The following is a 13,874-nucleotide window of genomic DNA, read 5'->3' on the forward strand; positions in this document are numbered from 1 at the left end:
CTTGGCAATGATCGAGCGAATTTGTACCAAGCGCATGTTTGCGCTTCTTTTGGGCTGTGCTGCGATCCTGACATCGTTGCCCGCCTATGCCGACAGTTGCACCACACGTGATGTGATGGTGGAGCGGTTGCAAAACACCTATCAGGAAGAATTGACAGGCGGCGGTCTTCACGGCGCGTCGGCTGTTGTTGAGGTCTGGGTTTCGGTGGAAACGGGCACATTTACCGTGATCAGCACGAACACGGCCGGCGAGGCCTGTATCCTGGCGACAGGAACAGACTGGCAAGGGCCGCTGGCGCTGACAAAAGTATCGGGCATATCAAGCTGAAACGCTCAAGATTGCGCAAAAAATGATAAGGTGATACTGCCAAGCCAAATTGGCTTAATACAGGTATCCCCATGTCATCAGACTATATTGTAAAAGACATCAAGCTCGCGGATTTCGGCCGCAAGGAACTCGACATTGCCGAAACGGAAATGCCGGGGCTTATGGCTCTGCGTAAAGAGTATGGCGAAGAGAAGCCGCTGAAAGGCGCGCGCATTGTCGGCTCTTTGCATATGACGATCCAGACTGCTGTTTTGATTGAAACACTGGTCGAGCTTGGAGCCGATGTGCGCTGGGCATCGTGCAACATTTTCTCGACACAAGACCATGCGGCGGCCGCGATTGCGGCAGGTGGAACGCCTGTATTTGCGATCAAAGGCCAGACGCTGGAAGAGCACTGGGACTATCTTGACCGTTCGTTCATGTTCCCTGAAGGGGCGAATATGATCTTGGACGATGGCGGCGATGCGACACTTTATGTGTTGCTGGGTGCGCGCGTCGAGGCGGGCGAAACAGACCTTATCGAAGTTCCGACCTCGGAAGAAGAAGAAGCGATTTTTGCCCAGATCAAAAAGCGCATGGCTGCGAGCCCCGGTTGGTTTACCAAGACGCGCGCCGATATTCAGGGCGTTTCGGAAGAAACAACAACGGGTGTTCACCGCCTTTATGATCTGCACAAAAAAGGCCAGCTGCCTTTCCCGGCGATCAACGTGAACGACTCTGTGACCAAGTCGAAGTTTGATAACAAATACGGCTGTAAAGAGAGCCTCGTTGACGGCATCCGCCGCGCGACCGACACGATGATGGCGGGTAAGGTTGCTGTTGTTATGGGGTATGGCGATGTGGGCAAAGGCTCTGCGGCGAGCCTGAGCGGCGCCGGCGCGCGCGTGAAGGTGACAGAGATTGACCCGATCTGCGCGCTGCAAGCGGCGATGGACGGATATGAAGTTGTTCTGCTGGAAGATGTTGTTGCCACAGCCGATATTTTCATCACCACAACCGGCAACAAGGACGTGATCCGCATCGAGCATATGCGCGAGATGAAGGACATGGCGATTGTTGGCAACATCGGCCACTTTGATAATGAAATTCAGGTGGCATCTTTGAAGAACCACAAATGGACCAATATCAAAGAGCAGGTCGACATGATCGAAATGCCGAATGGTCACCGCTTGATCCTGCTCAGCGAGGGCCGTTTGCTGAACCTTGGCAATGCTACGGGCCACCCATCGTTTGTGATGTCGGCTTCGTTTACCAACCAGGTTCTGGCGCAGATCGAGCTGTTCAAGAACGGTGATAACTATGAAAACCAAGTTTACATCCTCCCCAAGCACCTCGACGAAAAAGTTGCGCGCCTGCATCTTGACCGTATCGGTGTGAAGCTCTCCAAGCTCGATAAAGAGCAGGCCGATTATATCGGCGTGAGCACGGAAGGGCCGTTCAAGCCCGAGCATTACCGCTACTGAGACAGACTTGTTTTGAAACATGAAAAGCCCCGCGAAGCCTTGTGTCTCGCGGGGCTTTTTCTTGTGCAACAACAGATGGAAAACAATGCCGCTGCCCTGATCTGACGGGGGGTGACCTGAGCCCCAAGTTCCCTCCAGCTTTGCGCGGAGTCCTTGGGGTTAAATCTTTGGCGCTAGGCCACCATCTTGTCCATTGCCTTTCTCTGCAAAAATTCTATCGGGGTGAGGTTTCCCAATGCTGAATGTGGTCTGCGCCAGTTGTAATCCTCCTGCCATTCTTCAAGCGTTTTGCGGGCATCGCGCAATGTGCCAAACAGCGTTTCGTTGAGGCATTCGTCTCGAAGCTTGCCGTTGAAGCTTTCGATGAAGCCGTTCTGCTGGGGCTTTCCAGGCGCGATGTAATGCCAATCGATACTCGTTTCCTGAACCCATTTGAGGATCGCCATGCTGGTGAACTCAGTGCCGTTGTCTGACACGATTGTCTTCGGCATGCCGCGTTCAGCGATGATCTGATTCAGTTCGCGTGCAACGCGGTGGCCAGACAGCGACGTATCAGCCACCAGAACCAAGTTCTCACGACTGAAGTCATCAACGACTGCCAAGATGCGAAACCTGCGACCGTCTGTCAGAGCGTCAGAAACGAAGTCCAAGCTCCAACGTTGGTTTGGGCCATTGGGCAGGACCATCGGCTTTCTCGTTCCCAACGCACGCTTCCTGCCACCTCTGTGACGCACCTGAAGCTTCTCTTCACGGTAGATGCGCCTTACTTTCTTGTGGTTCACCTCAAAGCCCTCCCGCGCAATCATCACGTGGATGCGGCGGCAACCAAATCGACGCCGTTCACGAGACACGCGTTTGATTGCATCTCGCAGTTCCGCATCATCACCACGGCGCGAGAGATACCGCACCGTTGACCGATCAATCTGCAGCACATCACACGCCCGCCGCTGGCTCACACCGTGCGCATCGCACAGGTGAACCACCGCATTCCGCTTTGCCACGGGCGTCACCATTTTTTTGAATTGATGTCTCGTAGCATGGCGTTGTCCAACATCTGTTCGGCCAACAGCTTCTTCAGTTTGCCGTTCTCGTCTTCCAATGCCCGCAACCGCTTCGCGTCAGAAGGCTCCATACCGCCATACTTCGATTTATATTTGTAGAAAGTTGCCGAGCTGATCCCGTGCCGCCGACACACATCGGCGGTCTTCTCACCAGCTTCCTGTTCCTTGATCATCGATATGATTTGTTCGTCCGTAAATCGTGCCTTCATTTGTCCGTCCTTTTGTTGGGCGGACTCTACACAAATTTGGAGGAGTTTTAGGGGCGCAGGTCAGGGGATGCCCGCCTCACTCGAAGCTGTGTTTATCTGAATGCTTCACAGATCAGGGAGCTGCGCAGCTTTATTTAAGCGACTGAAGATGACGAAAAGTGCCAAATTTTCCCTTTGTTTCTAGGAAAACTGACAGTAGGCTCCCCCTAGAATTGCAACAGAATTAAGCATCAGGCAACGAGGCCTATTAAACGGGAGTATAAGAGTATGGGAAAAAGAGATGATCTAATCGCGCAGTATGCGGATGATCTGAAAAACAAGTGCGGCATGACGCCGGATATGGACTTGCTGACAAAAGTCACAATCGGCTGCGGCCCTGCGATCTATAATGCAGATGCTTCAACTGTTGCTGCGACACAGCCCAGCGAACTGGAGACTGTGAAAGAGAACTTCCTGATGAAAAAGCTTGGCCTCGCAGACAGCCCGCAGCTTATGGAAGGTATCAACGCCGTTCTTGAAACCTATGGTATGTCAGAGCGCAACAAATACCGCGCTGTTGTTTACTACATGCTGACAAAGCACTTTGGCAAAGAATCTGTTTACAAATAAGCAATGCATTTGACGCTGAGAGCGCCTGTCATTTTTGGCGGGCGTTTTCTATTTGAGCTATATTTTACCTAGTTGGAGTTTGGCCTGAGGCGCAACTTACGCTAGGTTGAACTTGTTCGAGTCAGTAGGGCCGAACCCAGATTTATATTCGCGTGTGGTGGTTAGGGAGCACGTGGGGTGAAAGAGGGTTCAGCCAGAGTTTGTCAGGCGTGAACCCTCTTTTTATGCTTCGGTTTTGCCCATCTTGCAGATGAGTCGCCATTCCTCTTCCGTAACAGGCTGCACGGAAAGACGCGGGCTTTTGACCAGAGGCATTTCGGCAAGGCGCGGCTCGGCTTTTATCATTTCAAGCGAGACGGGCTTTTCAAACGGGCGGACCGCTATGATATCGACGCACTCCCAACGAGGGTCATCTGTGCTGCTGTCGGGGTGCGCTTCGTTTAGAATCTTAACAATTCCCACGACCGATTTTTCCTTTTGAGAGTGATAGAAAAAGCCAAGGTCGCCCACGCGCATGTCGCGCATGAAGTTGCGGGCCTGGTAGTTGCGCACGCCGTCCCACTCCTCGCCCTTGTCTCCCTTGGCCACCTGATCGGACCAGCCCCATGTTTCGGGTTCGGATTTGAACAGCCAGTAGCGCATCAGCCGATGACCTTTTTCCAATGTTGGATGCGCACATCCGAGAAGAGGCCCGCCTTGGCGTAGGGGTCATTCGCGGCCCAGCTTTGGGCGGCGGTTTTATCTTCTACATCAAGGATCACGAGCGAGCCTGCCATATCGCCTGCATCATTAAGCAAGGGGCCGGCCATGGCGACAACGCCCGTTTCCGCGATATAGGCAAGATGCGCGTCGCGGTTGGCTTTGCGGGTGTCGAGTGCACCTTGTTTGTCAGTGCAAATAAGAGCGATGAGCATGATTATTCTTCCTTTAAGGGGCGTGAGAGAAGGTTTTGCAGCGCCTCGGAAACGCTGATTTTGCCAGTGCTGAGTACAGCGACGGCGGAGCAGATGGGCATATCGACATTAAGCTCTTTGGCCCAAGCGACAACGGCGTTGGCTGTTGGGATACCTTCGACGGTTATGGAGGTGTCAAAATGCTCCTGCCGTCCGAGGGCGAGGCCGAAGCGGTAGTTGCGAGAGAGTGCGGACGTACAGGTGAGGGCAAGATCACCAAAGCCCGCGAGGCCAGTGAGCGTTTCGGGGAGCGCACCGCGGCGCAGGGCGAGGCGTTGCATTTCAGCAAAGCCGCGGGTCATCAATGCGGCGCGGGCGCTATCGCCCATCCCCTTGCCGATGCAGGCGCCACAGGCGATTGCGATGACGTTTTTCAAAGCGCCTCCGAGCTCGGCTCCTGCTGTGTCGGTGGTGCGATAAATGCGCAAGTTGGGCGTTGTGAGAGCCTGTTGAAGTGTCTTGCCAAGCACCGCATCTTTGCAGGCGAGGGTGAGCGCCGTGGGCAAGCCACGGGCAATATCGGCGGCGAAGCTAGGGCCGGTAAGCAGAGCCGCTTTGGCTCGTGGAAGAGTGGCTCGGATTGTCTCGACAGGACCGAGGTGTGTTTCAAGATCAAGGCCTTTGCAGGCGGCGATGAGAGTGCGGTTTGCAAGAAGATCTGCATGTTCGGTGAGAAAGCCACGCAACTGCTGCATGGGCACGGCGAGGAGAACTGGCCCCTCGGTGGACATACTGGATAGCGCGTCAATTACGGTAAGGCTTTCAGGAAAAGGCGCGCTTGGCAGGCGACGGGTGTTTACGCGGCTGGCCTGCATTTCGGTGACACCGCTGCGCGCCCAGAGCGCCACGGGCTGACCCGTGCGAGCAAGTGAAATTGCCAGCGATGTGCCGAACGCGCCTGCGCCGAGAACGGTGATCATGCTTTGGCTCCTTTCTTGCCCGAGCCGAGCATTGACGGGCTGCTTGTGTCAAGCGGCCAACGGGGGCGGGCGGCGAGCGTGAAGTCATCTTGCTGGCCAGCAGCGAAAAGCTCAAGGCCAGCGTAGGCGATCATAGCGGCATTATCGGTGCATAGCGTAAGGGGCGGGCTGAGGAAAGCAGCGCCGAACTCATGCGCAACAGTCTCTAATGCGGCGCGAATGCTCTTATTGGCCGCAACGCCACCCGCCACGGCAAGCACAGGCTGCGTGGGGGCCGCTTCCATATAAAGCGTCATGGCGCGGCGGGATTTTTCGGCCAGAACATCGCTCACGGCAGCTTGAAAGCCTGCGCAAAGATCGGCGCGGTCTTGCCGTGTGATGCCGTCTTTCTTCACTACAATGGCATCACGGGCACGGAGCAGTGCTGTTTTGAGGCCAGAGAAAGACATATCACACCCTGCACGGTCAAGGAGTGGGCGGGGCAGGCGGAAGCGCTTGGGATCACCTGTGAGAGCTTCGAGCTCAACGCTTGGCCCGCCCGGCTGCGTGAGGCCGAGTAGACGGGCGGTTTTGTCAAAGGCTTCGCCGGGAGCGTCATCAATTGTGCCGCCGATGCGGGTAAACTCTTGTGCGCCGCGCACGAGGAGAAACTGGCAATGTCCGCCCGAAACGAGGAGCATGAGATAGGGATATTCGGCCGCATCGGTGAGGCGCGGGGTGAGCGCGTGACCTGCGAGGTGATTGACGCCGACGAGCGGCTTGCCCGAGCCTGCGACCAGCCCTTTGGCCAGCGCAACACCTGACATGACACCACCAATAAGACCCGGCCCGGCGGTAACGGCTATAGCATCAACATCGGCCAGCGTCAGTCCTGCCTGATCGAGCGCCTGAACCACGCAGCCATCGAGCCGCTCGGCATGAGCGCGCGCAGCGATTTCGGGGACAACGCCGCCGAAATCGGCGTGTAGGCTTGTTTGGCCCTCAACCACGGAAGAGAGCACCTGAGCTCCACCCGTTGTGCCACGGACCAGCGCTGCGGCGGTGTCATCGCAGCTGCTTTCGATACCAAGAATTGTGAGGGCGCGCATCATGGGGCTTTTCATTGCAAGGGCTTGTGTGGGCAGGTAACACCTTAGCCATGCGTAAAACAAGTTTGCCTCTCGTTCTTCTGACACGTCCGCAGGCCGCCGCCGAGCGCTTTGCGGCTTTGCTGCATGCCGTGCGTCCCGAGATTGAGGTGCTGATGAGCCCGATGATGCAGATTGTCCACGTGATGCCGGAGGCGCTGCCCGAGGCGGAGGTGCTTGTGTTTACGTCTGTTCATGGCGTTGATGGATATATCGCAGCGGGCGGCAAGGCGGCAGATGTTTATTGCGTTGGCCCGGCAACGGCTGCACGGGCGCAGCAGGCGGGGTGCACTGTGATTGCCGCCGAGAAAGACGCTGCAACACTCAAACCCTTGCTTGCAAAGGAAACGCGCCGTTTGTTGCAAGTCAGAGGTGCGCATGTTGCTGCCGATCTGACGCAGGCTGCACCTGATGTGCAGAGCATTGTGGTGTATGACCAGCCTTTGAAGTCGCTGAGTGGCAAAGCCAAGGCGGCTTTGCTTGGCGAACAGCCTGTGATTGTGCCGCTGTTTTCGCCACGCAGTGCGCTGGCTTTTGCGGCAGAGGCAAGTGAGGCGCACGCGCTTTATGCGGTGTTTATCAGTGAGGCTGCTCGTGATGCGGCTGAAATGCCTTCTGTAGAAACCGAAGTTGCCGAAACACCCGATGCGGACGGCATGGCAGAGGCCACCCTGCGGCTGATTGACAGACTATGATTGCTTGAGGCTTGGGCAAGGGGGGTCTAAGCTTTGTTGGTTATTGTATTATTGGTGAGATTCGGGAGGGCCGCGCGCCGTGGCACGCAAGACAAGCAAGAGCAAAACGCAAACCGAAGATGTGAAGCCCGAAACCGAAGAACCGGTTATCGATGCGGAAGCTGTTGACGTTGTTGAGGATGCGCCCGAGGTAGAGCTGCCAGAACCCGAAACGACTGAAGAATCTGAAGCTGAAGCCGAAGAGCCTGAAGATGAGGCGGAGCCGGTTGAGCAAATGCCTGCTCCTGCGCCCGTTGTCGTGCGCAAAGGTGGATTTGCTCCGATGCTATTGGGCGGTGTTTTGGCTGCTGGTGTCGGCTTCGGATCGGCGCTTTATTTGTTACCGAACCTGCCTGCCGGCTGGTTGCCTGACCAAGGGGACGACACAAGCGCGATGCTGGCTGAAAAGCTGGATGCACAAGCGGCAGAGATTGAAACTTTGAAAGCCCAAATGGCTGACGTGGGCGCAGCTGATGCGCTTGAAGCAGAGCTTGCTGACGTGAGCGGAAAAGTCGCCACGATAACGGCAGATGTGAGCGCGCTGAAAGGTGGCCTTAGCCAGATCAACGCAATAGAAACACGGTTGAACACGCTTGAAAAAGCGCCTGTGGAAAGTGCGTCGCCTGCGGCTGTTGAGGCCTACCAACGCGAGATGGCAGAGCTTCAGGAAGCTTTGGCTGCGCAGCGTGCTGAAGTTGAGGCAATGTCGGCCGAGGCCGAGGCCAAGCGCGCTTCGGCTGAGATGACGGCACAGGAGGCTTTGCAGCGCTCGGCGGTGAGCCAGATTTTGACATCGCTTGAAACGGGCTCAAGCTTTGGCGACGCGGTTGAGAGCCTGCGCGCCACAGGTGTTGATGTGCCTGAAGCCTTGGCGGCGCAGGCGGGCGGCGTGCCTTCCGTTGCGCAGTTGAGCGGTGACTTTCCCGATGTGGCGCGCGAGGCTTTGGCAGCAGCCAGAACGACAGAGGGCGGAGGCGGCATCGGCGCTTTTTTCAAGACTCAGCTTGGCGCGCGCTCGCTTGAACCGCGTGAAGGGAGTGACCCAGATGCTGTGCTCTCACGTATGGAAGCGGCCGCGCGCGAAGGACGTTTGGGTGATGTGATGGCCGAAGCGGAGGGCTTGCCGGACGAGGCAAAAGCCCCGTTGCAAGACTGGCTTGATGCAGCCAAGGCACGGCAAGCTGCGCTGGAAGCGGCAGAGGCTTTGAGCCAGCAAATGAATACGAATTGAGGGTGAAGAAATGCTTTGGTCACTGATAAAGATTTTCCTGTTCTTCGCCCTTATTGCAGCGGCCAGTTTTGGCGCGCTTGAGCTGCTTTCGATGGATGGCGGAATGCGGATTGCCATTGCCGGACAGGAGTATAGTCTGACGCCCCTTCAGGTCGTTATCGCGCTTGTGATGCTGGTTATCGCGGTTTGGATCTTTTTGAAACTTATGGGTTTTCTACTTGCGACGTTCCGTTTTCTGAACGGCGACGAAACGGCGATCTCGCGGTATTTTGACCGCAACAGGGAGCGCAAGGGGTTTCAGGCTTTGGCCGATGGAATGCTGGCTCTGGCCTCGGGCGAGGGGCGGCTTGCTCTGGCCAAGGCTGCGCGGGCTGACAAGTATCTGGACCGCCCCGACCTGACCAATTTGCTCACAGCTCAAGCTGCCGAAATGGCGGGTGACAAGGGCAAGGCGGAAGAGGCTTACAAGCGGCTTTTGACGGAGGATCGCACGCGTTTTGTGGGAGTGCGGGGCATTATGAAACAGCGTCTTGCAGCGGGCGAAACTGACAAGGCACTGGCGCTTGCAAAGACGGCTTTTGCGCTCAAGCCGGCCCATGAGGAAACACAGGATACGCTCCTGAAACTTCAGGCGCAGGAAGCCGACTGGAAGGGTGCGCGCGAGACGCTGAAAGCCAAGTTGAAGCACGGATCTTTGCCCCGCGATGTGCACAAGCGGCGTGACGCTGTGCTGGCACTTTCCGAGGCGAAAGACGTGCTTGCAGAGGATGGCGGAATTTCGGCACAGGAGCGGGCGATCGAGGCAAACAAGCTGTCTCCTGATCTTATTCCAGCGGCTGTTATGGCGGCGAGAAGTTACATTGCGCAAGGTAAGCCGAAGTACGCGGCACGCGTTATTTCAAAGGCTTGGACAGCACGTCCGCACCCTGACCTTGCGGGGGCTTTTGCCGAGATTGTGCCTGATGAAACGCCTGAAAAACGTATCAAACGCTTCAAGGCTTTGACGAAATACAACCCCGACAACCCCGAGACAAAACTACTGCTTGCAGAGCTTAATATTGCCGCCGAAAACTTCCCCGAAGCAAGGCGTGCTTTGGGCGACTTGGTCGAGACGCAAGGGGATGCGCGGGCACTGACGATTATGGCGGCTGTGGAGCGTGGCGAAGGGGCCAGTGATACGGTTGTGAAAGGCTGGCTGGCGCGGGCTTTGAGCGCGCCGCGCGGGCCACAGTGGGTATGTGAAAACTGCCAGCATATTCACGGCGAATGGACCCCGACGTGTGACAACTGCAACGCACTTGATACGCTTGCCTGGAAGCGCCCGCCGCAGGGCGAGGTGCAGGCACTTTCGAGTGCTGCGATGTTGCCTTTGATTGTGGGGGCTGTGGAGGACCACAGCGACGCGATTGACGATGCGGATGTTGTGGATGCCGAGCTTGCGGACGAAGGCAGCGAACGGTCGGGTTAACGCCCGATTTTGGGGGGGTGATATGCGTGCACAACCCGTGCACCATGCGTGCACCGCCTGAATCGGGGATTGAGCGCGATTAACGATTTCGCAGTGCCGTTAGGAAAGCGTTAGGATTGGTGCGCTCGATGCGAGCGCTCTCGACTTTTGCAGCAGGGATGATTATCTGCCCGTCATGGCACAAGGTAACACAAAATCAGATCCGAATTATAAGGTGATCGCCGAGAACCGGCGCGCGCGTTATGACTATGCGATTGAAGATGATCTCGAATGCGGGATTATTCTTGAGGGCTCTGAAGTGAAGTCGCTCCGCGACGGCGGCTCGAACATTGCCGAAAGTTATGCAGCTGTAGAAGACGGCGAACTCTGGCTCGTGAACAGCTATATCGCGCCTTACAAGCAGGCGCGACAATTCAAGCATGAGGAGCGCCGCCGCCGCAAGCTTTTGGTGAGCCGCAAGGAGCTGAGCAACCTTTGGAACGCAACCAGCCGCAAGGGTATGACCCTTGTGCCTCTGGTGATGTATTTCAACCATCGCGGGATGGTGAAGCTCAAGATCGGGATCGCCAAGGGCAAGAAGAACCACGACAAGCGCGCATCGGATGCCAAGCGTGACTGGGGCCGCCAGAAACAGCGGCTCCTGCGCCACGGAGACTGAAGCCGCTCTTAAGGGGAATTACGCCTCTTTATTTCCCGTTTCGCTATTTTCCGGATGTGCGATAGTTTGTCGCGACTAGGGCGGGGGTGCTTGCTCTGGCAAAAAGTAATTTTCCCAGGGAAGGGGTATCTTATGGAACTTATTATTGGTCTGATTTCAGGCGCGGTTGGCGGCAATGTTGCCGGTGGCCTTTTGAAAAACCTCAACCAAGGCACGCTGATCAACTCGATCTCGGGTATCGTAGGCGGCGGCCTCGGCGGCACGATCCTTGGCATGTTGGGAGCGCCTGATGTGGCCGGCGCTGCCGGTGCGGTTGGTGGCCTCGATATCGGCTCGATCATCGGGCAGATTGCCGGCGGCGGCGTTGGCGGTGGTGTTGTGTTGGCGCTTGTCGGCGTTGTTCGCAACATGATGAACAAGTAAGTTTTCAGACAATGTCTGAACGGCCAAGGCCGGACGCGGGAAACTGCGCCCGGCCTTTTTACGCTGGATTGGTTTTACTCAGGTATTGATCAGCATTGGCCGCGATATTAGGTTTGGCCCATCGCGGGACGACCTGCGACTTGGATTTTTTCCGGGACGACCCGGCCCAAAATTGGAGGGCTGTGTCATGGCCTGGATTTTACTTGTTTTTGCAGGCTTGCTCGAAATTGTATGGGCGTTCTTCATGAAGAAGTCTGCTGGCTTCACGCTTTTGGTTCCGAGCACGATCACCATTGTTACAATGATAGCGAGCTTTGCGCTGCTTTCGCTTGCCATGCGCGCACTTCCGCTGGGCACGGCCTATACTGTCTGGACGGGCATTGGTGCAGTTGGTGCGTTTACTGTTGGTATTGTCGTGCTGGGAGAGGCCGTAACGCCGTTGAGGTTGTTCGCGGCGTTGCTCATTGTTGCGGGTATCGTACTTATGAAAGTTTCGAGCCCGTCCGCTTAGTGCGGAAGCGAAGAGAACCCAGCCTTGCTCCTTACGCGCCTGCGCGGTAGAGATTTGTTAAATGCAAGATGGGGGCGATGATGGCGCAAGATGATCCGAAAACGCTGGTGAGCACAGAATGGCTTGCCGCGCATTTGAAGAACCCTGACTTGAGGGTGCTGGATGCGACATGGGTTTTGCCCCATGTCGAGCTTGACCCTGTGGCGGGATATAACGAAGCGCACATTCCCGGCGCGCGGTTTTTTGATATTGACGAGATTTCCGATCATCGCTCCGAGCTTCCCCACATGGTTCCGCCTGTTGAAAAGTTTATGAGCCGTATGCGCGCCATGGGTGTGGGCGATGGGCATCAGGTTGTTGTCTATGACCAAGTCGGCGTGAACTCGGCGCCGCGCGTTTGGTGGCTGTTCAAGCTGATGGGGCAAGAGAACGTGGCTGTGCTGGATGGTGGTTTGCCCAAGTGGCTGGCCGAGGGTCGCAAGACCGAGGATATGCCACCCATCGTGCGCGACCGTCACATGACAGTGCGGGTGCAGAACCATCTTGTGAAAGATGTGACGCAGGTTTCGGCGGCGGCGAAGCTTGGCGATTACGAGATTGTCGATGCACGCTCGCGCGGGCGCTTTGCGGGCACAGAGCCAGAGCCGCGGCCCGGGTTGCGGGGCGGGCATATCCCGAACTCGAAGAATGTGCCGTTTGGTGAACTGTTCAATGAAAACAACACGTTGAAAGCGCCTGAAGATTTGCGCGCCGTGTTTGAGGCGGCGGGAGTCGATTTGGGCAAGCCTGTGATCACGTCTTGCGGATCGGGGATTACGGCGGCGGTTTTGTCGCTTGCTTTGGAGCGGATCGGCAAGACCGACCACGCGGTATATGACGGCTCATGGGCCGAATGGGGCGCGTTTGGAACGCTGCCTGTAGAAACTGGAGAAGCCTGATGTTTTCTAACCTGAAGAACCAGCCTGTCGACAAGATCATGCAAGTGATGACCAAGTTCAAGGCCGACCCGCGGCCCAACAAGATTGACCTTGGTGTGGGTGTTTACAAAAACGCCGAGGGCGTGACACCGGTGATGCGGGCGATCAAGCAGGCCGAGCACCAGCTTTGGGAGACGCAGGACACCAAGGCATATGTTGGCCTTGTGGGTGACCCTGCTTACAGTGACGCGATGGTCAAGCTGGTGCTTGGTGACGCAGTGCCCCGCGAGAATATCGGTGCGGCAGCAACACCCGGTGGCACGGGCGCTGTGCGCCAGGCGTTTGAGATGATCAGGATGGCGACGCCGGAGGCGCGGGTCTTTGTGAGCAATCCGACATGGCCGAACCACATCAGCATTTTGCAGTATGTCGGGCTTGAGTGTGTGCAATACCGCTACTTTGATGCCGAAACGCGGAGCGTTGATTTTGACGGGATGATGGCTGACCTTGACGGGCTGAAGGCCGGCGATGTTGTGCTGCTGCACGGCTGTTGCCACAACCCGACGGGTGCGAACCTGACGCTCCCGCAGTTTCAGCAGGTGATTGAGGTGATGAATGCCAAGGGAGCGATCCCGTTGGTGGATATTGCTTACCAAGGCTTCGGGGACGGTTTGGAAGAAGATGCGGCGGCGACGCGGCTTGTGGCCTCTAGCGTGCCCGAGTGTCTGATTGCGGCGAGCTGTTCGAAGAATTTTGGTATCTACCGCGAGCGCACGGGGCTTTTGATGTGTGTCAGCCAAGACGCCGCCAAGACGCCGCTGACGCAGGAGAATCTCGCGTTTCTCAACCGTCAGAACTATAGCTTCCCGCCCGATCACGGCGCGCGGCTGGTGACGATGATTTTGAACGATGACACGCTGAAAGCCGAATGGATGAGCGAGTTGGAAGAGGTGCGCCTTGGTATGCTTGGCTTGCGTGAGCAGTTGGCAGGCGAGTTGGCACGGCTGACGAACTCGGACCGCTTTAACTTTCTGCGCGAACATCGTGGGATGTTTTCGCTATTGGGCACGGGCCCTGATACTGTTGAGGCGCTGCGTGCGAACAACGGGATATATATGATCCCTGACAGCCGTATGAACATTGCCGGTTTGAACAAAGAGACTGTGCCGTTGCTTGCCAAGGCGATTGTTGAAGCGGGTATTTAGGCTCGAATTTCCGCTTTGCGAAAATCCGACCGGCTGGGGGCTCTGCCCCCAGACCCC

The 13,874-nt window shown here is 56.6% G+C and carries 16 protein-coding genes; 11 read left to right on the top strand and 5 right to left on the bottom strand.

Annotated features, from left to right (window positions below; translation table 11 throughout):
- Positions 1-7 precede the first annotated feature (7 nt).
- Positions 8-328, top strand: a complete 321-nt coding sequence (locus OE750_RS06005) for a hypothetical protein (protein WP_263762481.1) — start codon at positions 8-10, stop codon at positions 326-328.
- 71 nt (positions 329-399) lie between these two features.
- A complete protein-coding gene (ahcY, locus tag OE750_RS06010; RefSeq protein ID WP_263762484.1) occupies positions 400-1,791 on the top strand; it encodes an adenosylhomocysteinase in 1,392 nt (463 codons plus the stop codon).
- 173 nt (positions 1,792-1,964) lie between these two features.
- Here ahcY and OE750_RS06015 read toward each other — a convergent pair.
- Positions 1,965-3,061 (bottom strand): IS3 family transposase gene (locus OE750_RS06015; protein WP_263762486.1). Its coding sequence is split into 2 segments (ribosomal slippage): positions 1,965-2,815 and positions 2,815-3,061, totalling 1,098 coding nucleotides; the frame shifts between segments, so codons are not numbered across the junction.
- Between the two features lie 267 nt (positions 3,062-3,328).
- Here OE750_RS06015 and OE750_RS06020 point away from each other — a divergent pair.
- Complete coding sequence (locus OE750_RS06020; RefSeq protein ID WP_263762488.1) at positions 3,329-3,670, top strand: DUF2853 family protein; 342 nt, start codon at positions 3,329-3,331, stop codon at positions 3,668-3,670.
- Between the two features lie 222 nt (positions 3,671-3,892).
- On the opposite strand, the gene OE750_RS06025 is transcribed toward OE750_RS06020, so the two are convergent.
- Genes OE750_RS06025 through tsaD form a run of 4 tightly spaced genes read right to left on the bottom strand, consistent with a single transcriptional unit; the run spans position 3,893 to position 6,634 of the window.
- Positions 3,893-4,312: an EVE domain-containing protein gene (locus tag OE750_RS06025; RefSeq protein WP_263762490.1), complete on the bottom strand. Its 420-nt coding sequence runs from the start codon at positions 4,310-4,312 to the stop codon at positions 3,893-3,895.
- Positions 4,312-4,584: a YciI family protein gene (locus OE750_RS06030; protein WP_263762492.1), complete on the bottom strand. Its 273-nt coding sequence runs from the start codon at positions 4,582-4,584 to the stop codon at positions 4,312-4,314. Before OE750_RS06030 ends, OE750_RS06025 begins: the two co-directional genes overlap by 1 nt.
- A 2-nt stretch (positions 4,585-4,586) precedes the next feature.
- Positions 4,587-5,543, bottom strand: coding sequence for an NAD(P)H-dependent glycerol-3-phosphate dehydrogenase (locus OE750_RS06035; protein ID WP_263762494.1), 957 nt, complete (start codon positions 5,541-5,543; stop codon positions 4,587-4,589).
- Positions 5,540-6,634: a tRNA (adenosine(37)-N6)-threonylcarbamoyltransferase complex transferase subunit TsaD gene (gene tsaD, locus OE750_RS06040; protein ID WP_263762635.1), complete on the bottom strand. Its 1,095-nt coding sequence runs from the start codon at positions 6,632-6,634 to the stop codon at positions 5,540-5,542. Before tsaD ends, OE750_RS06035 begins: the two co-directional genes overlap by 4 nt.
- A 47-nt stretch (positions 6,635-6,681) precedes the next feature.
- Between tsaD and OE750_RS06045 the strand changes: the two genes are divergently transcribed.
- The 8 genes from OE750_RS06045 (at position 6,682) to OE750_RS06080 (ending at position 13,817) form a co-directional block, all read left to right on the top strand.
- Positions 6,682-7,365 carry a uroporphyrinogen-III synthase gene (locus tag OE750_RS06045; protein WP_263762496.1) on the top strand — a complete coding sequence of 228 codons (684 nt, stop codon included), beginning with the start codon at positions 6,682-6,684 and terminating at the stop codon, positions 7,363-7,365.
- A 79-nt stretch (positions 7,366-7,444) separates the two neighbouring features.
- Positions 7,445-8,635, top strand: a complete 1,191-nt coding sequence (locus OE750_RS06050) for a COG4223 family protein (protein WP_263762498.1) — start codon at positions 7,445-7,447, stop codon at positions 8,633-8,635.
- Between the two features lie 10 nt (positions 8,636-8,645).
- Complete coding sequence (locus tag OE750_RS06055) at positions 8,646-10,103, top strand: heme biosynthesis protein HemY (RefSeq protein WP_263762500.1); 1,458 nt, start codon at positions 8,646-8,648, stop codon at positions 10,101-10,103.
- A gap of 175 nt (positions 10,104-10,278) precedes the next feature.
- Positions 10,279-10,761 carry an SsrA-binding protein SmpB gene (smpB, locus tag OE750_RS06060; protein WP_263762502.1) on the top strand — a complete coding sequence of 161 codons (483 nt, stop codon included), beginning with the start codon at positions 10,279-10,281 and terminating at the stop codon, positions 10,759-10,761.
- A 132-nt stretch (positions 10,762-10,893) separates the two neighbouring features.
- A complete protein-coding gene (locus OE750_RS06065; protein WP_263762504.1) occupies positions 10,894-11,184 on the top strand; it encodes a hypothetical protein in 291 nt (96 codons plus the stop codon).
- Between the two features lie 187 nt (positions 11,185-11,371).
- Positions 11,372-11,695: a DMT family transporter gene (locus OE750_RS06070; RefSeq protein WP_263762506.1), complete on the top strand. Its 324-nt coding sequence runs from the start codon at positions 11,372-11,374 to the stop codon at positions 11,693-11,695.
- 80 nt (positions 11,696-11,775) lie between these two features.
- Complete coding sequence (sseA, locus tag OE750_RS06075) at positions 11,776-12,633, top strand: 3-mercaptopyruvate sulfurtransferase (RefSeq protein ID WP_263762508.1); 858 nt, start codon at positions 11,776-11,778, stop codon at positions 12,631-12,633.
- Entirely contained in the window at positions 12,633-13,817 is a 1,185-nt protein-coding gene (locus OE750_RS06080) for an aromatic amino acid transaminase (protein ID WP_263762510.1), read from the top strand. Before sseA ends, OE750_RS06080 begins: the two co-directional genes overlap by 1 nt.
- Positions 13,818-13,874: the final 57 nt, after the last annotated feature.

This window comes from Lentibacter sp. XHP0401 (assembly GCF_025751535.1).
In the GTDB taxonomy this organism is placed as follows: Bacteria; Pseudomonadota; Alphaproteobacteria; order Rhodobacterales; family Rhodobacteraceae; genus Lentibacter.

Excerpts from the sequence above, each read along its gene's own strand:
- OE750_RS06005 (WP_263762481.1), top strand. The coding sequence starts at position 8 with ATGATCGAGCGAATTTGTACCAAGCGCATGTTTGCGCTTCTTTTGGGC.
- ahcY (WP_263762484.1), top strand. The coding sequence starts at position 400 with ATGTCATCAGACTATATTGTAAAAGACATCAAGCTCGCGGATTTCGGC.
- OE750_RS06020 (WP_263762488.1), top strand. The coding sequence starts at position 3,329 with ATGGGAAAAAGAGATGATCTAATCGCGCAGTATGCGGATGATCTGAAA.
- OE750_RS06025 (WP_263762490.1), bottom strand. The coding sequence starts at position 4,312 with ATGCGCTACTGGCTGTTCAAATCCGAACCCGAAACATGGGGCTGGTCC.
- OE750_RS06030 (WP_263762492.1), bottom strand. The coding sequence starts at position 4,584 with ATGCTCATCGCTCTTATTTGCACTGACAAACAAGGTGCACTCGACACC.
- OE750_RS06035 (WP_263762494.1), bottom strand. The coding sequence starts at position 5,543 with ATGATCACCGTTCTCGGCGCAGGCGCGTTCGGCACATCGCTGGCAATT.
- tsaD (WP_263762635.1), bottom strand. The coding sequence starts at position 6,634 with ATGATGCGCGCCCTCACAATTCTTGGTATCGAAAGCAGCTGCGATGAC.
- OE750_RS06045 (WP_263762496.1), top strand. The coding sequence starts at position 6,682 with ATGCGTAAAACAAGTTTGCCTCTCGTTCTTCTGACACGTCCGCAGGCC.
- OE750_RS06055 (WP_263762500.1), top strand. The coding sequence starts at position 8,646 with ATGCTTTGGTCACTGATAAAGATTTTCCTGTTCTTCGCCCTTATTGCA.
- smpB (WP_263762502.1), top strand. The coding sequence starts at position 10,279 with ATGGCACAAGGTAACACAAAATCAGATCCGAATTATAAGGTGATCGCC.
- OE750_RS06065 (WP_263762504.1), top strand. The coding sequence starts at position 10,894 with ATGGAACTTATTATTGGTCTGATTTCAGGCGCGGTTGGCGGCAATGTT.
- OE750_RS06070 (WP_263762506.1), top strand. The coding sequence starts at position 11,372 with ATGGCCTGGATTTTACTTGTTTTTGCAGGCTTGCTCGAAATTGTATGG.
- sseA (WP_263762508.1), top strand. The coding sequence starts at position 11,776 with ATGGCGCAAGATGATCCGAAAACGCTGGTGAGCACAGAATGGCTTGCC.
- OE750_RS06080 (WP_263762510.1), top strand. The coding sequence starts at position 12,633 with ATGTTTTCTAACCTGAAGAACCAGCCTGTCGACAAGATCATGCAAGTG.